Origin of the sequence: Streptomyces cinereoruber, assembly GCF_009299385.1 — a bacterium.
GTDB classification, from domain to species: domain Bacteria; phylum Actinomycetota; class Actinomycetes; order Streptomycetales; family Streptomycetaceae; genus Streptomyces; species Streptomyces bikiniensis.
Window position 1 is genome coordinate 5469406 of record NZ_CP023693.1, and the last position, 24634, is coordinate 5494039.

The 24634-nt window shown below is 72.7% G+C and carries 20 protein-coding genes; 17 read left to right on the top strand and 3 right to left on the bottom strand.

Translation table 11 applies throughout. The features are described from left to right. Nucleotides 1–12: 12 nt before the first annotated feature. The gene (locus tag CP977_RS24825; protein ID WP_152370834.1) at nt 13–1038 is read right to left on the bottom strand and encodes a CAP domain-containing protein; all 1026 of its coding nucleotides are present in this window, start codon (nt 1036–1038) and stop codon (nt 13–15) included. A gap of 192 nt (nt 1039–1230) precedes the next feature. On the opposite strand from CP977_RS24825, the gene CP977_RS24830 reads away from it, so the two are divergent. The 5 genes from CP977_RS24830 (at nt 1231) to ftsY (ending at nt 8993) form a co-directional block, all read left to right on the top strand. Further along, nucleotides 1231–1512, top strand: coding sequence for an acylphosphatase (locus CP977_RS24830; RefSeq protein ID WP_062752029.1), 282 nt, complete (start codon nt 1231–1233; stop codon nt 1510–1512). Nucleotides 1513–1899: 387 nt separating this feature from the next. Continuing rightward, a complete protein-coding gene (locus CP977_RS24835; RefSeq protein ID WP_030220558.1) occupies nt 1900–2118 on the top strand; it encodes a hypothetical protein in 219 nt (72 codons plus the stop codon). A gap of 234 nt (nt 2119–2352) precedes the next feature. Next, nucleotides 2353–5931 (top strand): chromosome segregation protein SMC, encoded by a 3579-nt coding sequence (gene smc, locus CP977_RS24840; RefSeq protein WP_152370835.1) that lies wholly within the window; start codon nt 2353–2355, stop codon nt 5929–5931. A gap of 226 nt (nt 5932–6157) precedes the next feature. Next, nucleotides 6158–7591: a sugar porter family MFS transporter gene (locus tag CP977_RS24845; RefSeq protein ID WP_062752027.1), complete on the top strand. Its 1434-nt coding sequence runs from the start codon at nt 6158–6160 to the stop codon at nt 7589–7591. 175 nt (nt 7592–7766) lie between these two features. Beyond that, nucleotides 7767–8993 carry a signal recognition particle-docking protein FtsY gene (ftsY, locus tag CP977_RS24850; protein ID WP_062752026.1) on the top strand — a complete coding sequence of 409 codons (1227 nt, stop codon included), beginning with the start codon at nt 7767–7769 and terminating at the stop codon, nt 8991–8993. Nucleotides 8994–9130: 137 nt separating this feature from the next. Here ftsY and CP977_RS24855 read toward each other — a convergent pair whose 3' ends face one another. Further along, nucleotides 9131–9784: a bifunctional DNA primase/polymerase gene (locus tag CP977_RS24855; RefSeq protein ID WP_062752025.1), complete on the bottom strand. Its 654-nt coding sequence runs from the start codon at nt 9782–9784 to the stop codon at nt 9131–9133. Nucleotides 9785–10209: 425 nt separating this feature from the next. Between CP977_RS24855 and nsdA the strand changes: the two genes are divergently transcribed. The 6 genes from nsdA (at nt 10210) to ftsH (ending at nt 20020) form a co-directional block, all read left to right on the top strand. Beyond that, nucleotides 10210–11685, top strand: a complete 1476-nt coding sequence (nsdA, locus tag CP977_RS24860; protein WP_109185531.1) for a transcriptional repressor NsdA — start codon at nt 10210–10212, stop codon at nt 11683–11685. A 365-nt stretch (nt 11686–12050) separates the two neighbouring features. Further along, nucleotides 12051–13400 carry an ammonium transporter gene (locus tag CP977_RS24865; protein ID WP_062752023.1) on the top strand — a complete coding sequence of 450 codons (1350 nt, stop codon included), beginning with the start codon at nt 12051–12053 and terminating at the stop codon, nt 13398–13400. Continuing rightward, nucleotides 13397–13735, top strand: a complete 339-nt coding sequence (locus CP977_RS24870) for a P-II family nitrogen regulator (RefSeq protein WP_015036464.1) — start codon at nt 13397–13399, stop codon at nt 13733–13735. Before CP977_RS24865 ends, CP977_RS24870 begins: the two co-directional genes overlap by 4 nt. A 21-nt stretch (nt 13736–13756) precedes the next feature. Beyond that, nucleotides 13757–16252: a [protein-PII] uridylyltransferase gene (locus tag CP977_RS24875; protein ID WP_152370836.1), complete on the top strand. Its 2496-nt coding sequence runs from the start codon at nt 13757–13759 to the stop codon at nt 16250–16252. Between the two features lie 122 nt (nt 16253–16374). Next, a complete protein-coding gene (gene ffh / locus CP977_RS24880; RefSeq protein ID WP_152370837.1) occupies nt 16375–17928 on the top strand; it encodes a signal recognition particle protein in 1554 nt (517 codons plus the stop codon). A gap of 133 nt (nt 17929–18061) precedes the next feature. Next, nucleotides 18062–20020, top strand: coding sequence for an ATP-dependent zinc metalloprotease FtsH (gene ftsH / locus CP977_RS24885; protein WP_062752020.1), 1959 nt, complete (start codon nt 18062–18064; stop codon nt 20018–20020). A 32-nt stretch (nt 20021–20052) separates the two neighbouring features. On the opposite strand, the gene CP977_RS24890 is transcribed toward ftsH, so the two are convergent. After that, the gene (locus CP977_RS24890) at nt 20053–20784 is read right to left on the bottom strand and encodes a class I SAM-dependent methyltransferase (protein WP_062752019.1); all 732 of its coding nucleotides are present in this window, start codon (nt 20782–20784) and stop codon (nt 20053–20055) included. Nucleotides 20785–21196: 412 nt separating this feature from the next. Here CP977_RS24890 and CP977_RS24895 point away from each other — a divergent pair, with 412 nt between their 5' ends. The 6 genes from CP977_RS24895 (at nt 21197) to rplS (ending at nt 24609) form a co-directional block, all read left to right on the top strand. Then, on the top strand, nt 21197–21790 hold the full coding sequence (locus CP977_RS24895; protein WP_030223094.1) for a hypothetical protein: 594 nt from the start codon (nt 21197–21199) through the stop codon (nt 21788–21790). A 155-nt stretch (nt 21791–21945) separates the two neighbouring features. Further along, entirely contained in the window at nt 21946–22389 is a 444-nt protein-coding gene (gene rpsP, locus CP977_RS24900) for a 30S ribosomal protein S16 (RefSeq protein ID WP_015036470.1), read from the top strand. A 2-nt stretch (nt 22390–22391) separates the two neighbouring features. Continuing rightward, a complete protein-coding gene (locus CP977_RS24905; RefSeq protein ID WP_020868149.1) occupies nt 22392–22631 on the top strand; it encodes an RNA-binding protein in 240 nt (79 codons plus the stop codon). A gap of 108 nt (nt 22632–22739) precedes the next feature. Beyond that, nucleotides 22740–23312: a ribosome maturation factor RimM gene (gene rimM / locus CP977_RS24910; RefSeq protein WP_062752018.1), complete on the top strand. Its 573-nt coding sequence runs from the start codon at nt 22740–22742 to the stop codon at nt 23310–23312. Then, complete coding sequence (trmD, locus tag CP977_RS24915) at nt 23309–24130, top strand: tRNA (guanosine(37)-N1)-methyltransferase TrmD (protein ID WP_062752017.1); 822 nt, start codon at nt 23309–23311, stop codon at nt 24128–24130. Before rimM ends, trmD begins: the two co-directional genes overlap by 4 nt. Nucleotides 24131–24258: 128 nt before the next feature. Continuing rightward, complete coding sequence (rplS, locus tag CP977_RS24920; RefSeq protein WP_030223083.1) at nt 24259–24609, top strand: 50S ribosomal protein L19; 351 nt, start codon at nt 24259–24261, stop codon at nt 24607–24609. The last annotated feature ends 25 nt before the right edge of the window (nt 24610–24634 follow it).

Here is a 24634-nt window from a genome sequence, read left to right on the forward strand (position 1 = left end):
CCTGCGGGAATCTCAGTAGCCGAAGTCCTGGGTCCACCACGGGCCGCCGTCGCCGAAGTGGACGCCGACGCCCATCGTCTTGAAGTCGCAGTTCAGGATGTTGGCGCGGTGGCCGTCGCTGGTCATCCAGGACTTCATCACGGCCGCCGCGTCCGCCTGGCCGCGGGCGATGTTCTCGCCGGCCAGGGTCGAGACGCCCGCCTGCTGGGCGCGCGCCCACGGGGTGTCCCCGTCGGGGTCCGTGTGGTCGAAGAAGCCGCGGGCGGCCATGTCCGCGCTGAACGCGCCCGCCAGCGATGCGAGCCGCGCGTCGGCGGTCACCGGGGTGCAGCCCACCGTGGCGCGCTCGGCGTTGACCAGGCGCAGGACCTCCGCCTCGGCGGCGCTGCCCCGGCTCGCGGTGGAGGCGGCCGCGGACTTCCGGGTCGGGGCCTGGGCGGTCGGCTTCGGCTTCGTCCTCGGCGCGGGCGCCTCGGTGGTGGGCGCGGCCTTCGGGGCGACCGGCTTCGGGGCGGCGGGCTTCGCGCTCGCCGTCTTCGCGGGCCCGGTGGCCTCGGGGGCCGCCGGCTTCGTGGCCTTCGGCTTCGGCGCGGGAGACGTGGGAGACGGGGTGGCGCTCGCCTTCGGCTTCGCGCTCGGGGACGCCGTGGTCTTCGCGGGCTTCGGGCTCGGCTTCGCACCCGGCTCCGCGCCGGGCTTCGCGTTCGGCTTCGCCGACGGGGAGGACGGCTTCCCGCTGCTCGTCCCCGTGCGCGCGGTCGTCGGGGTGTCCGTCGCCCCGCCCTGCGTCGTCAGCTCCGGGGCCTGCCGGGACTGCGCCTGGTGGCCGGCCGTGTCGGTGCCGCCGACCGTGAGCGTGTCCCCGCCGGGCAGGAGGCCCGAGGCGACCAGGGCGGCGCCGACCGCGACGGCCGCGGAGGCGCCGAGCAGGCCGGTGCGCACGGACCGCCTGCGGCGGTCACCCCGGTGCCGGCGGCCCGTACCGGCCGCGTAGTCTTCTGCGGCGGGTGCGGCGCCGGAGCGACGGTGGCGTCCCATGGCTCTGCCTTCCTGCTGGTCTTCCGCGGGTCTTCCTGCTGATCTTTGCTGATCTTTGCGGTCGGTACCGTTGCGGTCCGACAGTCGAACGGCGCGCGCCCGAACGGGTGAGACGCGTTCGTCGGGACTGTACGCGAGTGGGAAGCGGGGGGCGATGTGCTCTTCGGGCGGGGTGCCCGCTAGCGTGCAGCCATGAGTGACGACGTACGGATGACCGCCTGGGTACGCGGCCGGGTACAGGGAGTGGGCTTCCGCTGGTTCACCAGGGCAAACGCCCTGGAGATCGGCGGCCTGACGGGCTTCGCGCTCAACCTCGACGACGGTCGGGTACAGGTCGTGGCCGAAGGGGCGCGTGAGAATTGCCACCGTCTGCTCGACTGGCTCCGCTCCGACGACACACCCGGACGCGTGGACGGAGTCACTGAGATCTGGGACACCCCGCGCGGCGGCTACGACGGATTCGCCATCCGCTGACGATCACTCTCCGAGACCCCTTCCGGTGACCCGGAGGGGCCTCGTGCGAACGCGCCGTAACGGGCGTGTGAAGGGGAAAGCCCCTGGTGGTTGCCAAGGAGCGCCCGTCGTGGAAGGCTGCCGTGCAGATGGATCGCGACGCCCCGACGGCGCCGGGTCGAGAGGTGCGGACGCCCCCTGAGCGGCCGCGGACTCCCCGGTCGTCCCTTGGAACGGGGCGTGATCGTGTTGACCGTCAAACTTTTTGGTGAGACTCTGGAAGCCCCGCGCACCTTAGTTGTTGGGCAGTGGAACCGGCACAACGCGTCACTGCCGAACACCGCGGGTGCGAATCCCTCACGACCCACACCGCTTCGGTCGGTCACTCATTGTGGAGGACCATCCATCATGGCAAAGGCGCTTCTCGGTTACGTCGGCGGCTCCGACCCGCGACTCCTCGCCGAGATGCGACGGCTCCAGCAGCGCGTCCAGGACCTCGAATCCGAGCTGGTACGGATCCAGTCCGAGAACGACGCGCTCGCCGCTGCCGCCGCTCAGCACCAGGGAGAGTCGCTGCTGGACAGCATCGATCTCGACGTACCCCAGGCGGAGCCTGCGCTCACCTGACAACCCAGCCCCGAGGGGCCAGGTGGGAAACACACAGGTCGGCGTGGCCGGCCGCCGTACAGCCGCATATGGAGCTCGACACATGCCGGCTGAACACGCAAGGGGCGCTTCGGCGTCCCTTCTTGCTTTCACCCGCTGTTTCCCCGGAGTCCCCCACGTCTCCCCCTTCCTCACACGAGGATCTGCCCTGCACGTTCGCGGGTGAAACGCGCGGGCCCCGGTAGAGTCCCCGACGTGCACCTCAAGGCCCTGACGCTCCGCGGATTCAAGTCGTTCGCCTCGGCCACCACGCTGAGGTTCGAACCGGGAATCACCTGCGTCGTGGGCCCCAACGGATCGGGCAAGTCCAATGTCGTGGACGCCCTCTCCTGGGTCATGGGCGAGCAGGGCGCCAAGTCGCTGCGCGGCGGCAAGATGGAGGACGTCATCTTCGCCGGCACGACCGGGCGCCCCCCGCTCGGCCGCGCCGAGGTCTCGCTGACCATCGACAACTCCGACGGCGCCCTGCCCATCGACTACGCCGAGGTCACCCTCACCCGGATCATGTTCCGCGGCGGCAGCAGCGAGTACCAGATCAACGGCGACACCTGCCGCCTGCTCGACTTCCAGGACCTGCTCTCCGACTCCGGCATCGGACGCGAGATGCACGTCATCGTCGGCCAGGGGCAGCTCGACTCCGTGCTGCACGCCGACCCGATGGGCCGCCGCGCCTTCATCGAGGAGGCCGCCGGCGTCCTCAAGCACCGCAAGCGGAAAGAGAAGGCGCTGCGGAAGCTCGACGCGATGCAGGCCAACCTCGCGCGCGTGCAGGACCTCACCGACGAACTGCGCCGACAGCTCAAGCCGCTCGGCCGGCAGGCCGCCGTCGCCCGCCGGGCCGTCGTCATCCAGGCCGACCTGCGCGACGCGCGCCTGCGCCTCCTCGCCGACGACCTCGTCCACCTCAGGGCGGCGCTCACCGCCGAGGTCGCCGACGAAGCCGCCCTCCTCGCGCGCAAGGAGGCCACCGAGACCGACCTGCGCGCCGCCCTCGACCGGGAAGCCGCCCTGGAGGCGGAGGCACGCGCGCTCGTGCCCCGCCTGGAGCGCGCCCAGCAGACCTGGTACGACCTCTCCCAGCTCGCCGAACGGGTCCGCGGCACGATCTCGCTGGCCGACGCGCGCGTGAAGAGCGCCACCACCGCGCCCCCCGAGGAGCGGCGCGGCCGCGACCCCGAGGACCTGGAGCGCGAAGCGGCCCGCGTCCGCGAACAGGAGGCCGAGCTCGAAGCGGCCCTGGAGGCGGCCGAACGCGCCCTGGAGGACGCCGTCGCCCACCGCTCCGACCTGGAGCGGGCCCTGACCGACGAGGAGCGGCGCCTCAAGGACGCCGCCCGCGTCCTCGCCGACCGGCGCGAGGGCCTCGCCCGCCTCCACGGCCAGGTCGACGCGGCCCGCTCGCGCGCCGCCACCGCCCGGGCCGAGATCGACCGGCTCGCCGCCGCCCGGGACGAGGCCGCCGAACGGGCCGCCGCCGCCCAGGAGGAGTACGAGCGGCTCAAGGACGAGGTCGACGGCCTCGACGCGGAGGACACCGAACTCGCCGAACGGCACGAGGCCGCCCGCCACGGGCTCGCCGAGGCCGAGGCCGCCCTGAACGCCGCCCGCGAAGCCCTCGACACCGCCGAACGCCGCCGCGCCGCCACCCGGGCCCGCCACGACACCCTCGCCCTCGGGCTGCGCCGCAAGGACGGCACGGGCGCCCTGCTCGCCGCCGGACTCACCGGCCTCCTCGGCCCGGCCGCCGACCTCCTCACCGTCACCCCCGGCTACGAGGTCCCCGTCGCCGCCGCCCTCGGCACCGCCGCCGACGCGGTCGCCGCCGGACCCTCCGCCGCCGTCGAAGCCCTCCGCCTGCTGCGCAAGCAGGACGCGGGCCGCGCCTCCCTGCTCCTCACCGGAGCCCAGGAGCCGGACCACGACCCGGACGGGCACCCGGGCCGGGGGCCCGGACCGGTGGGCCCCGCGCCCGGCGGGCATCCGTACGCCGCCGACCTCGTCCGGGGCCCCGCCGAACTCATGGGCGCCGTCCGCCGCCTGCTCGACGGCGTCGTCGTCGTGGACGACCTGGACGAGGCCGCGGAGCTGGTCAGGACCCGGCCCGCGCTGACCGCCGTCACCGTCGAGGGGGACCTGCTCGGCGCGCACGTCGCGCACGGCGGCTCCGCCGGCGCCCCCAGCCTCCTCGAAGTCCAGGCCTCCGTGGCCGAGGCCGCCGCCGAACTCGACGCCCTGGGCGCGCGGTGCGAGGAACTGGCGGCCGCCCGGGAGGAGGCCGGCGAGCGGCGCCGCACCGCCGCCGCGCTCGCCGAGGAACTCGACGCCCGGCGCCGTACCGCCGAGCGCGAGAAGTCCGCCGTCGCCCAGCGACTCGGCCGGCTCGCCGGACAGGCCAGGGGAGCGGCGGGGGAGGCCGAGCGCGCCGCCGCGGCCGCCGCCCGCGCCCAGGAGGCCCTGGAGAAGGCCACCGCCGACGCCGAGGAACTGGCCGAACGGCTCCTGGTGGCAGAGGAGGCCGCCGCCGGGGAGGGCGGCGACGAGGAGCCCGACACCTCCGCGCGCGACCGGCTCGCGGCCGACGGCTCCCGGGCGCGCCAGACCGAGATGGAGGCCCGGCTCCAGGTCCGTACCCACGAGGAGCGGGTCAGGGGGCTCGCCGGGCGCGCCGACTCCCTCGACCGGGCCGCCCGCGCCGAACGGGAGGCACGCGCGCGTGCCGAGCGGCGGCGGGCCCGGCTCCGCCACGAGGCGGAGGTCGCCGGAGCGGTCGCGGCCGGGGCCCGGACGCTCCTGGCCCACGTCGAGGTCTCGCTGTCCCGCGCCGAGCGCGAGCGGGCGGTCGCCGAGGCGGCCAGGGCCGACCGGGAGCGGGGGCTCACGGCGGCCCGCGCCCGGGGCCGGGACCTCAAGGCCGAGCTCGACAAGCTGACCGACTCCGTCCACCGGGGCGAGGTCCTCGGCGCCGAGAAGCGGCTGCGGATCGAGCAGTTGGAGGCCAAGGCCCTGGAGGAGTTCGGCGTCGGGCCGGCCGCCCTGGTCGCCGAGTACGGCCCCGACCAGCCCGTCCCCCCGCCCCCGGCGGCCGAGGGGGAGGAGGACGGGGAGCCCGCCGCGCCCCGGCCGTTCGTCCGTTCGGAGCAGGAGAAGCGCCTGAAGGCCGCCGAGCGGGCCCACCACCAGCTCGGCAAGGTGAATCCGCTGGCCCTGGAGGAGTTCGCCGCCCTGGAGGAGCGCCACAAGTTCCTCTCGGAGCAGCTGGAGGACCTGAGGAAGACCCGGGCCGACCTGCTTCAGGTCGTGAAGGAGGTCGACCTGCGCGTCGAGCAGGTCTTCACCGAGGCGTACCGGGACACGGCCCGCGAGTTCGAGGGGGTCTTCTCACGCCTCTTCCCGGGCGGCGAGGGCCGTCTCGTCCTCACCGACCCGGACGACATGCTCACCACCGGCGTCGAGGTGGAGGCCCGCCCGCCGGGCAAGAAGGTCAAGCGGCTCTCGCTGCTCTCCGGCGGCGAGCGCTCGCTGACGGCCGTGGCGCTGCTCGTCTCCATCTTCAAGGCCAGGCCCAGCCCGTTCTACGTGATGGACGAGGTCGAGGCGGCCCTCGACGACACCAACCTCCAGCGGCTGATCCGGATCATGCAGGAGCTCCAGGAGTCCTCCCAGCTCATCGTGATCACGCACCAGAAGCGGACGATGGAGGTCGCGGACGCGCTGTACGGCGTTTCCATGCAGGGCGACGGGGTATCCAAGGTCATCAGCCAGAGGCTGCGGTAGCGGCTCCGCTCCGGGCCGCCTTCAGGCTGCCTTCAAGACTTGAATCTAAGTGGTATCGCCCTGCCCTCAAATTCGCAGGAGGGGAACTCTTGACTTCGAAACTTGAACGCATAGTCTCTGCAACGTTGCTTTTACCTTCAAGTGGTGGGCGGCGTGAAGTTGTGCGCCACTTGAAGGGCTCGCCCCCCACGCCCCGACAACGCTGCCGGAGCATCCAGGAGTCCATGTGACCAGCACTGAGTCGGCGCCCCCGCCGCCCCCCTCCGAAGGCCGCGCCGCCCACCCGGACCACCTCGGTCACGTCATCTTCATCACGGCCTCCGCCGCGATGGGCGGTTTCCTCTTCGGCTACGACAGCTCCGTCATCAACGGCGCCGTCGAGGCGATCCGCCACCGGTACGACATCGGCTCCGGCACCCTCGCCCAGGTCATCGCCATCGCCCTGATCGGCTGTGCCATCGGCGCCGCCACCGCCGGCCGGATCGCCGACCGCATCGGCCGCATCCGCTGCATGCAGATCGCCGCCGTCCTCTTCACCGTCAGCGCCGTCGGCTCGGCCCTGCCCTTCGCCCTCTGGGACCTCGCCTTCTGGCGGATCGTCGGCGGCTTCGCCATCGGCATGGCCTCCGTCATCGGCCCCGCCTACATCGCCGAGGTCGCCCCCGCCGCCTACCGCGGCCGGCTCGGCTCCTTCCAGCAGGCCGCCATCGTCATCGGCATCGCCATCTCCCAGCTGGTCAACTACGGCATCCTCCAGCTCGCCGACGGCGACCAGCGCGGCAAGATCGGCGGCCTGGAGGCCTGGCAGTGGATGCTCGGCGTGATGGTCGTCCCCGCCCTCCTCTACGGCCTGCTCTCCTTCGCGATCCCCGAGTCCCCCCGCTTCCTGATCTCCGTCGGCAAGACCGACAAGGCCAAGGAGGTCCTCGCCGAGGTCGAGGGCAAGGGCGTGAACCTGGACCACCGGGTGGAGGAGATCAAGCAGGCCATGCGCCGCGAGCACAAGTCCACCTTCTGGGACCTGTTCGTCACCGGCAGCCGCTTCAAGCTGCTGCCCATCGTCTGGGTCGGCATCGGACTCTCGGTCTTCCAGCAGCTCGTCGGCATCAACGTCGCGTTCTACTACTCCGCGACCCTCTGGCAGTCCGTCGGCATCGACCCGTCCAGCTCGTTCTTCTACTCGTTCACCACGTCGATCATCAACATCGTCGGCACCGTGATCGCGATGGTCCTGGTCGACCGGGTCGGCCGCAGGCCGCTCGCCCTCGTCGGCTCCGCCGGCATGGCGGTCGCCCTCGCCTTCGAGGCCTGGGCCTTCTCCGCCGACCTCGTCGACGGCAAGCTGCCCGAGACCCAGGGCGTCGTGGCCCTCGTCGCCGCCCACGTCTTCGTGCTCTTCTTCGCCCTCTCGTGGGGCGTGGTGGTCTGGGTCTTCCTCGGCGAGATGTTCCCCAACAAGATCCGCGCCGCCGCCCTCGGCGTCGCCGCCTCCGCGCAGTGGATCGCCAACTGGGCCATCACCGCCAGCTTCCCGTCCCTGGCGGACTGGAACCTCTCCGGCACCTACGTCATCTACACGGTCTTCGCCGTGCTCTCGATCCCCTTCGTGCTCCGGTACGTCAAGGAGACCAAGGGCAAGGCGCTGGAGGAGATGGGCTGATCCCCGCTGCCCCTCTCCTCGCTCACCGAGACCGCCCCGGTCCGAGGCCCCGCGCCCGTACCGGGGCGGTCTTCGCGTCCGGCACCGCCGAACGGCGGACCGCCCCGGTACGCGGGGGCGTGCCCCACGGGGAGTACGGGGGCCGCGGGCGGGGTGACGCCATACTGGACCCGTTATGGAACTCATCCTTGCTGTAGTCATCGCTCTGGTCGTCGCGGTCGCCGTGACGAGCGGGCTCGTGATCAGCGGCCGCAAGAAGAAGCAGCTGCCGCCCGCCGAGCCGCCGTCCACCCCGCCGACCATCACCGCTCCGCCCGCCGAACCGCACGTCGGCGAGGAGGCGGAGACACCGCGGGAAGAACCACGCCGCACGGTCGAGGAGGTCCAGCTCCCCACGGCCGAGGAGGCCACCGGCACCCCGACCGCCGTCGAGGACCCGGTCGTCGCCGAGCCCCCGGCCCCCGTGATCGAGGTCCCCGAGCCCACCGCAGGCCGTCTCGTACGGCTCCGGGCCCGCCTCGCCCGCTCCCAGAACTCGCTCGGCAAGGGGCTGCTCACCCTCCTGTCCCGCGAACACCTCGACGAGGACACCTGGGAGGAGATCGAGGAGACCCTCCTCACCGCCGACGTCGGCGTCGCCCCCACCCAGGAGCTCGTCGAGCGGCTGCGCGAGCGCGTGCGGGTGCTCGGCACCCGCACCCCCGAGGAGCTGCGCGGCCTGCTCCGCGAGGAGCTGATCACCCTCCTCGGCCCCGACCTCGACCGCACGGTGAACACCGAGAGCCCCGCGGACGTCCCCGGCGTCGTCATGGTCGTCGGCGTCAACGGCACCGGCAAGACCACCACCACCGGCAAGCTGGCCCGCGTCCTCGTCGCCGACGGCAAGTCCGTCGTCCTCGGCGCCGCCGACACCTTCCGCGCCGCCGCCGCCGACCAGCTCCAGACCTGGGGCGAGCGCGTCGGCGCCCGCACCATCCGCGGCCCGGAGGGCGGCGACCCGGCGTCGATCGCCTTCGACGCGGTCAAGGAGGGCATCGCGGAGAACGCCGACGTCGTCCTCATCGACACCGCCGGCCGCCTCCACACCAAGACCGGCCTCATGGACGAGCTCGGCAAGGTCAAGCGCGTCGTGGAGAAGCACGGCCCGCTCGACGAGATCCTCCTCGTCCTCGACGCCACCACCGGCCAGAACGGCCTGATCCAGGCCCGCGTCTTCGCCGAGGTCGTCGACATCACCGGCATCGTCCTGACCAAGCTCGACGGCACCGCCAAGGGCGGCATCGTCATCGCCGTCCAGCGCGAGCTGGGCGTCCCGGTCAAGCTGATCGGCCTGGGCGAGGGCCCGGACGACCTGGCCCCCTTCGAGCCGGGAGCCTTCGTCGACGCCCTGATCGGCGACTGACCGCGCTCCCCGCGCACGCGTGAAGGGCCCCCACCGGGAGAACCGGCGGGGGCCCTTCACGCATGGGGGCGTCGGAAGCACGTGCTCAGAAGTACGCGCTCAGAGGTACGCGCGGAAGCACACGCAGGGGCACGCGCTCAGAAGTGCGTGCGGTGGCAGATGTACGCCAGGGTGCCCAGCAGCAGCCGCGCCTGCGGCGGCGCGCCCGCCGTGTCCAGGGTCGGGGGCCGCAGCCACCGCACCGGACCGAGGCCGCCCAGGTCCGACGGGGGAGCGGTCACGTACGAGCCGGGGCCCAGGCAGTGCAGGTCCAGATCGGCGTCGTCCCAGCCCATCCGGTAAAGGAGCTGCGGCAGTTCGGTCGCGGCCCCCGGCGCCACGAAGAACCGCGCCCGGCCGGTCGGGGTCGCGCACACCGGGCCGAGCGGAAGGCCCATGCGCTCCAGGCGGACCAGCGCCCGCCGGCCCGCCGCCTCCGCCACCTCGATCACGTCGAAGGCCCGTCCCACCGGGAGCAGCAGCGCCGCGCCCGGGTACTCCGACCACGCCTTGGTCGCGTCGTCAAGGCCGGCGCCCGCCGGGACCGGCTCCGCGAAGGAGAGCGGGTGCGCCCCGGGGGCCGCGCACACCGGATCGCCGCAGGAGCACTGACCGGAGACGGCCCGCGCGCCGGGGACCACGTCCCAGCCCCACAGCCCCGTGTACTCCGCCACCGCTGTGCACTCCGTGGCGCGTACGCGGCGGCGTGCGCCGGACCGCATCTCACGAATGCCGCCGATCGTGAAACCCATGTCCCCTCCAACGGGTCGAGCGCGCCGGTGGTTACGACCAGGAGCACCGCCGTCACTCCCCGTCACGCTCTGTCGCCGAGGGTGGCGCACGGTCGTGCGAGGGGTGGTGCGGGCCGCGACACGCGCCTCTCCGCGCATCCGTCCGCCGACTCCGGTTCGTCGCATGTCAAGTGAAGCGCGTTCCACGGGTGGGGGGTTCATTCGAAGGGGTGGCGAATGGTGGCGTTTCTTGAATCCCCCTCGTAGAGGGGTGATCGTAGGATTACTTTCGGTACTCGAACCACGGGGCGCACTGCACGCGTGGGTATGCCGGTGGCAACCCGGTTTCCAGTTCGAAGGAGTGCGAACGCCGGACGGATGCCGCGAGACACGGCATTCTGATAAGGGTTCGCACGACAGGCAATCAGGTGGATGGGGGCGTTCCAGTGGGCGGCAACGGCGCAGACGGTACGACTGCCGGCAAGCGCCCGAACGAGCAGCTGGGCTCGTGGTTCGTGCGCAGCGGCTGGTCCAAGGGCGAACTGGCGCGCCAGGTCAACCGCAGGGCGCGCCAGATGGGCGCGCACCACATCTCCACCGACACCTCGCGCGTGCGCCGCTGGCTCGACGGCGAACAGCCCCGCGAGCCCATCCCGCGGATCCTCTCCGAGCTCTTCTCCGAGCGCTTCGGATCCGTCGTCGCCGTCGAGGACCTCGGCCTGCGCGCCGCCCACCAGTCGCCCTCCGTCTCCGGAGTGGACCTCCCCTGGGCCGGTCCCCAGACCGTCGCCCTGCTCAGCGAGTTCTCCCGCAGCGACCTCATGCTCGCCCGCCGGGGCTTCCTCGGCTCCTCCCTCTCCCTCGCCGCGGGCCCCGCCCTCATCGAACCGATGCAGCGCTGGCTCGTCCCCACCCCGGCCGGCGAGGCCGTGCCCCCCGCCCCCACCGGCGACGCCCGTCGCCCCCAGCGGCTCTCCGAGGTCGAGCTCACCCTCCTGGAGTCCACCACCGCCATGTTCCGCAAGTGGGACGCCCAGTGCGGCGGCGGACTGCGCCGCAAGGCCGTCGTCGGACAGCTCCACGAGGTCACCGACCTCCTCCAGGAACCCCACCCCGCCGACGTCTCCAAGCGCCTCTTCACCTGCGCCGCCGAACTCGCCGAACTCGCCGGCTGGATGAGCTACGACGTCGGCCTCCAGCCCACCGCCCAGAAGTACTTCGTGCTCGCCCTGCACGCCGCCAAGGAGGCCGGCGACAAGCCCCTCGGCTCGTACATCCTGTCGTCCATGAGCCGCCAGATGATCCACCTCGGCCGGCCCGACGACGCCCTCGAACTCATCCACCTCGCCCAGTACGGCAGCCGGGACTGCGCCACCGCCCGCACCCAGGCCATGCTGTATGCGATGGAGGCCCGCGCCTACGCCAACATGGGCCAGCCCTCCAAGTGCAAGCGGGCCGTCCGGATGGCCGAGGACACCTTCGCCGACGTCGGCCTGGAGGCCGAGCCCGAGCCCGACTGGATCCGGTTCTTCTCCGAGGCCGAGCTCAACGGCGAGAACTCCCACTCCTACCGCGACCTCGCCTACGTCGCCGGACGCTCCCCGACGTACGCCTCCCTCGCCGAACCCCTCATGGAGCGGGCCGTCGAGCTCTTCGAGAAGGACGCCGACCACCAGCGGTCCTACGCCCTCAACCTGATCGGCCTCGCCACCGTCCACCTCCTCAAGCGCGAGCCCGAGCAGTCCGTCGTCCTCGCCGAGAAGGCCCTCGGCGTCGCCCGCAGCATCCGCTCCGAGCGGGTCAACACCCGGCTCCGCAAGACCGTCGACCACGCCGCCCGCGGCTTCGGCGACGTCGCCGAGGTCGTCCAGCTCACCGACCGGCTCGCCCAGCTCCTCCCCGAGGCCGCCGAAGCCGTCTGACCCCTCCCGCCCGGGCCCCGCAGGGCCCGCCCGGACCCCGGCCGCGCCGGACGTCCCGTACTGCCCGACTCGGCTCCCCCGCCGCAAGGACACACGGACGCCGGCGCGGCCGGTTCGCGTCCCCCGGCCCGTACCGGACCCCCGTCCGGCGCCGTACGCGCGGAGAGTACGCCGTTACCTGCCCGTGACCCGCGTGTTCACCGTCACGTAACACGCCCCACCCCTTCGTCACGGCTCCGAAACATCGAGCGGCACCGCCGGAAACCGCGCTGCGCGAATCTCTGGGCCATAACCGGCCACCCCTCACGGCCGGCCGCTCTCCGGCCCCGCCCCGCACAGGCCGTACCGACGACGAGGAGACGCCGATGGCACCAGCCATCACGACCCTGGCCGCAGACGCCCCCGCGCTGTCCGCCGCCAACACCGGGTTCATGCTCATCTGCTCCGCCCTGGTCATGCTGATGACCCCGGGACTCGCCTTCTTCTACGGAGGCATGGTCCGCGTCAAGTCGACCCTCAACATGCTGATGATGAGCTTCGTCAGCCTCGGGATCGTCACGATCCTGTGGGTGCTCTACGGCTTCAGCATCGCCTTCGGCACCGACGTCGGCTCGATCGTCGGCTGGTCCTCCGACTACGTCGGCCTCAGCGGCATCGGCATCACCGAACTGTGGGACGGCTACACCATCCCCGTCTACGTCTTCGCCGTCTTCCAGCTGATGTTCGCCGTCATCACCCCCGCCCTCATCAGCGGCGCCCTCGCCGACCGCGTCAAGTTCACCGCCTGGGCCCTCTTCATCACCCTCTGGGCCACGATCGTGTACTTCCCCGTCGCCCACTGGGTCTGGGGCTCCGGCGGCTGGCTCTTCGAGATGGGCGTCATCGACTTCGCCGGCGGCACGGCCGTCCACATCAACGCCGGCGCCGCCGCCCTCGGCGTCATCCTCGTCATCGGCAAGCGCGTCGGCTTCAAGAAGGATCCGATGCGCCCGCACAGCCTCCCGCTGGTGATGCTCGGCGCCGCCCTCCTGTGGTTCGGCTGGTTCGGCTTCAACGCCGGCTCCTGGCTCGGCAACGACGACGGCGTCGGCGCCGTGATGTTCGTCAACACCCAGGTCGCCACCGCCGCCGCCATGCTCGCCTGGCTCGCCTACGAGAAGATCCGCCACGGCTCCTTCACCACCCTCGGCGCCGCCTCCGGCGCGGTCGCCGGCCTCGTCGCCATCACCCCCGCCGGCGGCTCCGTCAGCCCCCTCGGCGCGATCGCCGTCGGCGCCGTCGCCGGCCTCCTCTGCGCCATGGCCGTCGGCCTCAAGTACAAGTTCGGCTACGACGACTCCCTCGACGTCGTCGGCGTCCACCTCGTCGGCGGCATCGTCGGCTCCCTCCTCGTCGGCTTCTTCGCCACCGGCGGCGTCCAGTCCGACGCCAAGGGCCTCTTCTACGGCGGCGGCCTCGAACAGCTCGGCAAGCAGGCGATCGGCGTCTTCGCGGTCCTCGCCTACTCTCTGATCGCCTCCGCGATCCTCGCCCTGATCGTCGACAAGACCATCGGGATGCGGGTCAGCGAGGACGACGAGGTCTCCGGCATCGACCAGGTCGAGCACGCCGAGACCGCGTACGACTTCAGCGGCGCCGGCGGCGGCACCTCCTCCCGCACCACCGCCGCCGCCCCCGCCCCGGCCGTCACGGAGAACAAGAAGGTGGACGCATGAAGCTCATCACCGCGGTCGTGAAGCCGCACCGGCTCGACGAGATCAAGGAGGCCCTCCAGGCGTTCGGCGTCCACGGCCTCACCGTCACCGAAGCCAGCGGCTACGGCCGCCAGCGCGGCCACACCGAGGTCTACCGGGGCGCCGAGTACACCGTCGACCTGGTCCCCAAGATCCGCATCGAGGTCCTGGTCGAGGACGAGGACGCCGAACAGCTCATCGACGTCGTCGTCAAGGCCGCCCGGACCGGCAAGATCGGAGACGGCAAGGTGTGGAGCGTGCCGGTCGAGACCGCCGTACGGGTCCGCACCGGCGAGCGCGGTCCGGACGCACTGTAGGAACACGTGAGGAGCCGCCGGGTGACGAGCCTCGAAGTCAACGCACAGAACGAAGATTCGGGACCCGGCGGTTACGCGGCGGACCGGCTGCTCCTCCTCCACGAGAAGGAGCGGTCCGGGCCGCCGCGCCGTACCGCCCTCGCCCGCCTCACCGACGACTGGCTGGCCGGCCTCTTCGCCGCCGCCGCACCGCCCCGCGGCACCGCCCTCGTCGCCGTCGGCGGCTACGGCCGCTCCGAACTCTCCCCCCGCAGCGACCTCGACCTCCTCCTGCTCCACGACGGCACCGCCGACAAGGCCGCGATCGCCGCCCTCGCCGACCGCATCTGGTACCCCGTCTGGGACCTCGGCCTCGCCCTCGACCACTCCGTCCGCACCCCCGCCGAGGCCCGCGCCACCGCCGCCGACGACCTCAAGGTCCACCTCGGCCTCCTCGACGCCCGGCCCCTCGCCGGAGACGCCGGACTCGTCGCCGCCCTGCGCACCACCGTCCTCGCCGACTGGCGCAACCAGGCCCCCAGGCGCCTCCCCGAACTCGACGCGCTCTGCCGCGAACGCGCCGAACGCATGGGCGAGCTCCAGTTCCTGCTCGAACCCGACCTCAAGGAGGCCCGCGGCGGACTGCGCGACGCCCAGGCCCTCCGCGCCGTCGCCGCCTCCTGGCTCGCCGACGCCCCCCGCGAAGGCCTCGACCGCGCCCGCCGCCGCCTCCTCGACACCCGCGACGCCCTCCACCTGACCACCGGCCGCGCCACCGACCGGCTCGCCCTCCAGGAACAGGACGCCGTCGCCGCCGAACTCGGCCTCCTCGACGCCGACACCCTGCTCCGCGAGGTGTACGAGGCCGCCCGGACCATCTCGTACGCCACCGACGTCACCTGGCGCGAGGTCAACCGCGTCCTCAAGGCCCGCTCGGCCCGCCCCCGGCTCCGCTCCCTCCTCGGCCGGACCGGAGCCGGCCGGACCGGCGGCAAACCCCCGGTCGAGCGCACCCCGCTCGCCGAGGGCGTGGTCGAGATGGACGGCGAGGTCGTCCTCGCCCGCACCGCCCGACCCGAGCGCGACCCCGTCCTGCCCCTGCGGGCCGCCGCCGCGGCCGCCCAGTCCGGCCTGCCGCTCTCCCCGCACGCCGTACGCCGGCTCGCCGCCACCGCCCCGCCCCTCCCCGCGCCCTGGCCCGCCGAGGCGCGCGAGGAACTCGTCACCCTCCTCGGCGCCGGCGAGGCCACCGTCCCCGTCTGGGAGGCCCTGGAGGCCGAGGGGATCGTCACCCGGCTGCTCCCCGACTGGGAACGCGTCCGCTGCCGCCCCCAGCGCAACCCCGTCCACACCTGGACCGTCGACCGCCACCTGGTCGAGACCGCCGTCCGCGCCGCCTCCCTCACCCGCCGCGTCGGCCGCCCCGACCTCCTCCTCGTCGCCGCCCTCCTCCACGACATCGGCAAGGGCTGGCCCGGCGACCACTCCGTCGCCGGCGAGACCATCGCCCGCGACCTCGCCGCCCGCGTCGGCTTCGACCGCACCGACACCGCCACCGTCGCCACCGCCGTCCGCCACCACCTCCTCCTCGTGGAGACCGCCACCCGGCGCGACCTCGACGACCCCGCCACCGTCGAGTCCGTCGCCGCCGCCGTCGGCACCCTCGGCACCCTGGAGCTCCTGCACGCCCTCACCGAGGCCGACGCCCTCGCCACCGGGCCCGCCGCCTGGTCCTCCTGGCGCGCCTCGTTGGTCGCCGACCTGGTCAAACGGGTCGCGGGCGTCCTCGCGGGCGAACCCCTGCCCGACCCCGAGGCCGCCGCCCCCAGCGCCGAACAGGAACGCCTGGCCATCGAGGCCCTGCGCACCGGCGAACCCGTCCTCGCCCTCCACACCCGGGACGAGCACGCGGCCGACCCCGACGACTCCGACCCCGACGACTCCGCTTCCGACGAAGTCGCCCCCGAGCCCGTCGGCGTCGAACTCGTCATCGCCCTGCCCGACCAGCCCGGCGTCCTGCCCGCCGTCGCCGGCGTCCTCGCCCTGCACCGCCTCACCGTCCGCGCCGCCGACCTGCGGGCCGTGGACCTCCCCACCGGACTCGGCTCCGGCTCCGTCCTCGTCCTCGACTGGCGCGTCGCCGCCGAGTACGGCTCCCTGCCCGAGGCCGCCCGGCTCCGCGCCGACCTCGTCCGCGCCCTCGACGGCTCCCTCGACATCCCCGCCCGCCTCGCCGAACGCGAGGCCGCCTACCCCCGGCGCCGGGGCCTCACCGCCCCGCCGCCCCGCGTCACCGTCGCCGCCGCCGACTCCCGCCTCGCCACCGTCATCGAGGTCCGCGCCCAGGACGCCCCCGGCCTCCTCCACCGCATCGGCCGCGCCCTGGAGGGAGCGGCGGTACGGGTCAGGAGCGCCCACGTCTCCACCCTGGGCGCCAACGCCGTCGACACCCTCTACGTGACCCGCCCGGACGGCTCCCTGCTGCCCCCGGAGGAGGCGGTGGACCTGGCGCGGACGCTGGAGGCGGCGCTGGGGTGACGCCCCGGGCCCGTACGTGACCCGCCCGCCGTATATCGGCGGGCGGGGGCGCACACTTCGACCAGCCCGATACTCTGGAGGGCAATCCGAACGCCCCCGACACCCGAGGACCCGCGACCGCCGTGTTCGATACCCTCTCCGACCGCCTTGCAGCGACCTTCAAGAACCTCCGTGGCAAGGGCCGTCTGTCCGAGGCGGACATCGACGCCACCGCCCGTGAGATCCGCATCGCCCTGCTCGAGGCGGACGTCGCCCTGCCGGTCGTCCGGTCCTTCATCAAGCAGGTCAAGGAGCGCGCCACCGGCTCCGAGGTCTCCCAGGCCCTGAACCCGGCCCAGCAGGTCATCAAGATCGTCAACGATGAGCTGGTCGCCATCCTCGGCGGCGAGACCCGCCGCCTCCGGTTCGCCAAGACCGCGCCGACCGTGATCATGCTCGCCGGTCTCCAGGGTGCCGGTAAGACCACCCTCGCCGGAAAGCTCGGCCTCTGGCTCAAGGGCCAGGGCCACTCCCCGCTGGTCGTCGCCTGCGACCTCCAGCGCCCCAACGCCGTCAACCAGCTCTCGGTCGTCGCCGACCGCGCGGGCGTGGCCTTCTACGGCCCCCAGCCGGGGAACGGCGTCGGCGACCCGGTCCAGGTCGCCAAGGACTCGATCGAGTACGCGCGCACCAAGCTCTACGACGTCGTCATCGTCGACACCGCCGGCCGCCTCGGCATCGACCAGGAGCTGATGCAGCAGGCCGCGGACATCCGCGACGCGGTCTCGCCCGACGAGATCCTCTTCGTCGTCGACGCCATGATCGGTCAGGACGCGGTCAACACCGCCGAGGCCTTCCGCGACGGCGTCGGCTTCGACGGCGTCGTGCTCTCCAAGCTCGACGGCGACGCCCGCGGTGGTGCCGCGCTCTCCATCGCGCACGTCACCGGCAAGCAGATCATGTTCGCCTCCAACGGCGAGAAGCTGGACGACTTCGACGCGTTCCACCCGGACCGCATGGCGTCCCGCATCCTCGGCATGGGCGACATGCTCTCCCTCATCGAGAAGGCCCAGCAGACCTTCGACGAGGAAGAGGCCGCCAAGATGGCCTCGAAGCTCGCGTCGAAGAAGGGCCAGGAGTTCACGCTCGACGACTTCCTGGCCCAGATGGAGCAGGTCCGCAAGATGGGCTCCATCTCGAAGCTGCTCGGCATGCTCCCGGGCATGGCCCAGATGAAGGAGCAGATCAACAACATCGACGAGAAGGACGTCGACCGCACGGCCGCCATCATCAAGTCGATGACCCCGGCCGAGCGCCAGGACCCGACCATCATCAACGGCTCCCGCCGCGCCCGTATCGCCAAGGGCTCCGGCGTCGAGGTCAGCGCGGTCAAGGGCCTGGTCGAGCGGTTCTTCGAGGCCCGCAAGATGATGTCCCGCATGGCCCAGGGCGGCGGCATGCCCGGTATGCCCGGCATCCCGGGCATGGGCGGTGGCCCCGGCCGGCAGAAGAAGCAGGTCAAGCAGGCCAAGGGCAAGCGCAAGAGCGGCAACCCGATGAAGCGGAAGGCCGAGGAGCAGGCCGCCGCCGAGCGCCGCGAGCAGGCCCAGCAGGGCGGCGCCTTCGGTCTGCCCGGGGCGGGCCAGAGCCCGAAGGACTTCGAGCTGCCGGACGAGTTCAAGAAGTTCATGGGCTGACGGCCCGTACGAGAAGGGGCCCGGGGCGGCGCGAAACCGCCCCGGGCCCCTCTTCATCCCTCCGGACCGCCCGCGATGCCCGGTTCCTCCCGCTCTTCGATACTGGGGCCACTGCCGCCCCGAGGAGAGTCACGTGGCCGACCCCGCACCCCCGCGCGACCGGACCGACCAGCCCTGGCGCTCGGAAGGGGCCCCGCCGCCCCCGTCGCCGAAGAAGCGGATGCCGGGCGGCTGGGGCGGACTGATCCTCACCGCGCTGGTCGTGTACCTGCTGACCAACATCGTCCTGTCGTTCTTCAACGACGGCGACGGCCCGACGATCTCGTACACTGAGTTCGACAAGCAGGTCGCCGCCGGGAACGTCACCAAGATCTACTCCAAGGGCGACGCGATCCAGGGGCAGCTGAAGAACAAGCAGCCCGTCCCCGACGGCGAGGGCGACTACACCAAGTTCACCACCCAGCGGCCCGCCTTCGCCGACGACGACCTGTGGGCGCAGCTGACGAAACGGAACGTCGTCGTCACCGCCGAGCCGGTCGTCCAGGAGCGCAGCTTCCTGGCCAATCTCCTCCTCTCGCTCGCCCCGATGCTGCTGCTCGTCCTGCTGTGGGTGTTCATCGCCCGCCGGATGAGCGCGGGCATGGGCGGGGCCGGCGGCATGCTGGGCCGCAAGCAGCCGCCCAAGCCGGTGGAGCTGGAGACAGGGAAGCGGACCACCTTCGCGGACGTCGCCGGCATCGACGAGGTCGAGGGCGAGCTGAACGACGTGGTCGACTTCCTCAAGAACCCGGACGCCTACCGGGCCATGGGCGCCAAGATGCCCCGCGGCGTGCTCCTCGCCGGCCCTCCCGGCACCGGCAAGACGCTCCTCGCGCGGGCCGTCGCGGGCGAGGCCGGGGTGCCGTTCTTCTCGGCCTCCGCCTCCGGGTTCATCGAGATGATCGTGGGCGTGGGCGCCTCCCGGGTGCGGGAGCTGTTCGCCGAGGCCCGCAAGGTCGCCCCGGCGATCATCTTCATCGACGAGATCGACACCATCGGGCGGGCCCGGGGCGGCGGCTCCGGGATGGGCGGCCACGACGAGCGCGAGCAGACCCTCAACCAGATCCTCACGGAGATGGACGGCTTCACCGGCTCCGAGGGGGTCATCGTCCTGGCCGCCACCAACCGCGCCGACGTCCTCGACCCCGCCCTCACCCGGCCCGGCCGCTTCGACCGGATCGTGCACGTCAACCCGCCGGACCGGGGCGGCCGCGAGGCCATCCTGCGCATCCACACCCGGGAGATCCCGCTCGCCAAGGACGTCGACCTGGAGCAGGTGGCCCGGACGACCCCCGGCATGACCGGCGCCGAGCTGGCCAACCTCGCCAACGAGGCCGCGCTGCTCGCGGTCAAGCGCGAGCAGAGGGCCGTCACCCAGTCCGATCTGTCCGACGCCCTGGAGAAGGTGCAGCTGGGGGCGGAACGGCCCCTGGTGATGCCGGAGGAGGAGCGGCGGCGGACCGCGTACCACGAGAGCGGCCACGCCCTGCTCGGCATGCTCCAGCCGGGCGCCGACCCGGTCCGGAAGATCACCATCGTGCCGCGCGGCCGGGCCCTGGGCGTCACCCTGTCCACCCCGGACGCCGACAAGTACGCCTACACCGAGGAGTACCTGCGCGGCCGGATCATCGGCGCCCTCGGCGGGATGGCGGCCGAACAGGTGGTGTTCGGGGTGATCACCACCGGCGCCGAGAGCGACCTGGAGCAGGTCACCACCATCGCCCGGGGCATGGCGGGGCGGTGGGGGATGAGCGAGAGCGTCGGCCGCCTCACCGCCATCCCGAGCGACGCCCAGCAGGCGTACGGCCTGTCGGCGGCCCCCGCGACCCTGGACACCGTGGACCGGGAGATGCGGCGGATCGTCGACGAGTGCTACGAGGTCGCCCTGCGGCAGCTGGACGACCACCGGGACAAGCTGGACGCCCTGGCCGAGGCCCTCCTGGCGAACGAGACCCTGGAGGAGGACGCGGCCTACCGGGCGGCGGGCATCGTCCGCCCGGCCCCGGGCCCCGAGCCGGGCGTGGGCCCGAACCCGGAGCGGCCGGGGGAGTGACGGGGCGGCTTTCCCGAGGGCGCGTACGGGCCTCAGGGCGTGCGGGCGATCACGTACCGGAAGACGTTCGGCATCCACACCGTCCCGTCCGGGCGGACGTACGGGGCGAGCGCCTCCTCGATCTCCTTCTCCACCTGGGAGGGGTCGGTCGCGCGGACCGCCTCCTCGAAGGCGCCCGTCGAGAGCAGCCCCCGCACCGCGCTGGCCTCGTCGGCGTACCCGAAGGGGCAGGCCACCCGGCCCGAGCCGGCCGGCCGCAGTCCCGCCGCGGCCGCGAGCGCCTCCAGGTCGGGGCCGAGCCCCGCCGCCGGGCGGCGGTCGGCGAGCCGGGCCGCGACCCGGAGGACCGGTTCCGTGGCGCACCGCTCCGGGGGTCCCCAGCCGGCGAGGACGACGGTCGTGCCCGGTTGGGCCGTACGGGTGACGGCCGCGAGCTCCGGGAGCAGGGCGTCCGTCGCGTGGAAGGCGGTGACCACGTCGTACGGGGCGCACTCCGGCGCCTCCTCGGTGACGGCGACGCACTCCGGGAGCCGCTCCCTGGCCAGCTCCACGCGCGCGTGGTCCCGGTCCGCGCCGGCCACCCGGGCGCCCCGTGCGGCCGCCATGAGGAGGGCCAGGCCCGAGCCGCAGCCCAGGCCGAGGACCCGGGAGTCCCCGCCCACGCCGAGGCGGTCGTACACCGCCTCGTAGAGGGGGACGAGCATCCGTTCCTGGATCTCGGCCCAGTCGCGCGCGGGGTGGTGCGGGACGAGCGTAGGTGTCATGGATAAGCGCCCCAATCAGTGCTCGGACGACAGCCCCCCGTAGTCAGGGAACTGCGCATCGGGGGCCGCGTCCAGTGGTCGGGGCGGACCGATTCGTCCGGGGGAGGGGCGGTGTGCGCCCGCGCGCGGGGACCCGGTAATGTCCCCGCAACACTTCGTGCCCGCTCCAGGCCCCTGGTGGAGGCGGCGCACGTGCCCGGGTCCTCCGGATCACGGGGGGCGTACGCAGCCGGGCTACGTGCCGGGGCGTATGCGCCGCTACGTACGGGCTTGGACCTTCCCGCGCGGCTTCTCCGCAGATCGGCGCACTGGCCCTCGTCGGGACGCATCAACGGCAACTGACTGGTAAGTGCAAAATATTTGGGATGCCCCGGAATGGAACCCGGGAGCGTTCCGGCTCGTTGTACCCGACGTGAGCACGACACCACCTGTTCTCGCCGCAGAGCTGGCACAGGCGTGGGCCGACATTCAGCGGCACCACCCCGAGCTGCCCGACCTTGCCGCGCCCGAATCCCTCATCGGAGAGTCCTCGTCCGCCTGCGGCGCCGAGCTCTCCTTCGAACGACTCCTCCACGAGGCAGTCCACGGCATCGCCGCCGCCAGAGGTGTCCGCGACACCTCCCGCGCCGGCCGCTACCACAACCGCCGCTTCCTCGCGATCGCCGAGGAGATGGGCCTCGACCACCCCGAGGAGCCGCACGCCAGCAGCGGCTTCTCCCTGGTCACGCTCAACGCCGAGGCCAGACGGCGCTACCGGCCCACCATCGAACGGCTCCAGCGCGCCCTCAAGGCCCACACGGTCGCCACCGCCGCCGACACCAAGCGCTCCTTCCGCGGACCGGCCGCCCGGCACGGCTCCTCGGGCGGCGGCGTGCGCGTCAAGGCCGTCTGCGACTGCGGGCGCAACGTGCGCGTGGTCCCGTCGGTGCTCGCCCAGGCCCCGATCGTCTGCGGCGGCTGCGGCAAGCCCTTCCGCATCCCGGAGACGGTGGGCGCCGCCAACTGACCCCGCGGCGTGTGGCACAATGGCTAGCTGTACTCGACAGTCGCACAGGACCCCTCTCTCCTCCGGCTGACGCGTCCATCGGGCATCCGAGTACCGCAACCCCACGTGGCATCTCAAGTGCCCAACCACGTCATAGACCAGGAGACACCACTCCAGTGGCAGTCAAGATCAAGCTCAAGCGCCTCGGTAAGATCCGCCAGCCGCACTACCGCATCGTCGTCGCCGACTCGCGCACCCGCCGCGACGGTCGCGCGATCGAGGAGATCGGCCTCTACCACCCGACGTACAACCCGTCGCGTATCGAGGTCGACTCCGAGCGCGCGCAGTACTGGCTGTCCGTCGGCGCCCAGCCGACCGAGCCGGTCCTCGCCATCCTGAAGCTCACCGGCGACTGGCAGAAGCACAAGGGCCTCCCGGCCCCCGAGAAGGCGCTGCTCGTCCCCGCCACCAAGGAGGCGAAGCGCGCCTCGTTCGACGAGTTCGCGAAGACCCTCGAGGGCGGCGACGACAAGGGTGAGGCCATCACCCCGAAGGCCAAGAAGGCCGACAAGAAGGCGGACGAGGCCGAGGCCGCGTCCACCGAGTCGACCGAGGCCTGATCATGCTCGAGGAGGCTCTCGAGCACCTCGTGAAGGGCATCGTCGACAACCCCGACGAGGTGCAGGTCGCCTCGCGCAACCTGCGCCGTGGCCGCGTCCTGGAGGTCCGGGTCCACCCCGACGACCTCGGGAAGGTGATCGGCCGCAACGGCCGCACCGCGCGTGCGCTGCGCACCGTCGTGGGGGCCATCGGCGGCCGTGGGATCCGGGTCGACCTCGTCGACGTGGACCAGGTCCGCTGAGAAGGTCGGCAGCATCACCTTGAGTTGTGCCGGCACGGGCCGGGGAGGGCTTACGAGCCCGCCCCGGCCCGTTGTCGTACGAGCTGTGTGACAGGAGAGAGTGAAGCAGTGCAGTTGGTAGTCGCGCGGATCGGGCGCGCCCACGGCATCAAGGGCGAGGTCACCGTCGAGGTGCGCACGGACGAGCCCGAGCTCAGGCTCGGCCCCGGCGCCGTCCTGCTCACCGACCCGGCCTCCACCGGGCCGCTGACCATCGAGGCCGGCCGCGTCCACAGCGGCCGCCTGTTGCTGCGCTTCGAGGGCGTCCGCGACCGCACCGCCGCCGAGGCCCTGCGCAACACCCTCCTCATCGCCGAGGTCGACCCCACGGAGATGCCCGAGGAGGAGGACGAGTACTACGACCACCAGCTGATCGACCTCGACGTCGTCCTCGCCGACGGCACCGAGATCGGGCGCATCACCGAGATCTCCCACCTGCCGTCCCAGGACCTCTTCATCGTCGAACGCCCCGACGGCACCGAGTTGATGATCCCCTTCGTCGGGGAGATCGTCACCGAGATCGACCTGGAGGAGCAGCGGGCCGTGATCGACCCGCCGCCCGGCCTGATCGACGACCGCGCCGAGATCGCCTCCTCCCGCGAGGACGAGGCCGGTTCCGGTTCCGGCGAGGAGCGGGCATGAGGCTCGACGTCGTCACGATCTTCCCCGAGTACCTCGAACCGCTGAACGTCTCCCTCGTCGGCAAGGCACGCGCGCGCGGACAGCTCGACGTCCACGTCCACGACCTGCGCGCGTGGACCTACGACCGGCACAACACGGTCGACGACACCCCGTACGGCGGCGGCCCCGGCATGGTCATGAAGACCGGCCCCTGGGGCGACGCGCTCGACCAGACCCTCGCCGACGGGTACGAGGGCGGCGCCCACGGCCCCGTCCTCGTCGTCCCCACCCCCAGCGGCCGCCCCTTCACCCAGGAGCTGGCCGTCGAACTCTCCGAGCGGCCCTGGCTGATCTTCACCCCGGCCCGCTACGAGGGCATCGACCGCCGGGTCATGGACGAGTACGCGACCCGGATGCCCGTCTACGAGGTCTCCATCGGCGACTACGTCCTGGCCGGCGGGGAGGCCGCCGTCCTCGTCGTCACCGAGGCCGTCGCCCGCCTCCTGCCCGGCGTCCTCGGCAACGCCGAGTCCCACCGGGACGACTCCTTCGCCCCCGGGGCCATGGCCAACCTCCTGGAGGGCCCCGTCTACACCAAGCCCCCCGAGTGGCGCGGCCGGGGCATCCCCGACGTCCTCCTCAGCGGCCACCACGGGAAGATCGCCCGCTGGCGGCGCGACGAGGCCTTCCGCCGCACCGCCGCGCACCGGCCCGACCTCATCGAGCGCTGCGACCCGGCCGCCTTCGACAAGAAGGACCGGGAGGTCCTCTCCATGATGGGGTGGGCCCCCGAGCCCGGCGGCCGATTTTGGCGCAGGGTCGAGGGCGTGGAAGAATAGGCCGCTGCCGTCCGTCCGGCGCGCGCCCCTGCCACAGGGGGAACGACGCCGCCAGGAGCGGACGGTCTCCGAAACCCTTTCGAACGTACCGCTGATGACCTGTGGCATCAGCGAGGAAAGAGACCTCCATGGCCTCCCTGCTCGACCAGGTCAACGCGGCTTCGCTCCGCTCCGACCTCCCCGCCTTCCGCCCGGGCGACACCGTCAACGTGCACGTCCGCGTCATCGAGGGCAACCGCTCCCGCATCCAGCAGTTCAAGGGCGTCGTCATCCGCCGCCAGGGCTCGGGCGTCAGCGAGACCTTCACGGTCCGCAAGGTCTCGTTCTCCGTCGGCGTCGAGCGCACCTTCCCGGTCAACAGCCCGATCTTCGAGAAGATCGAGCTCGTGACCCGCGGTGACGTGCGCCGTGCCAAGCTCTACTACCTCCGCGAGCTGCGCGGCAAGGCCGCCAAGATCAAGGAGAAGCGCGACCGCTGAGCCCCGGCTCCCGGCACGCGCCGCG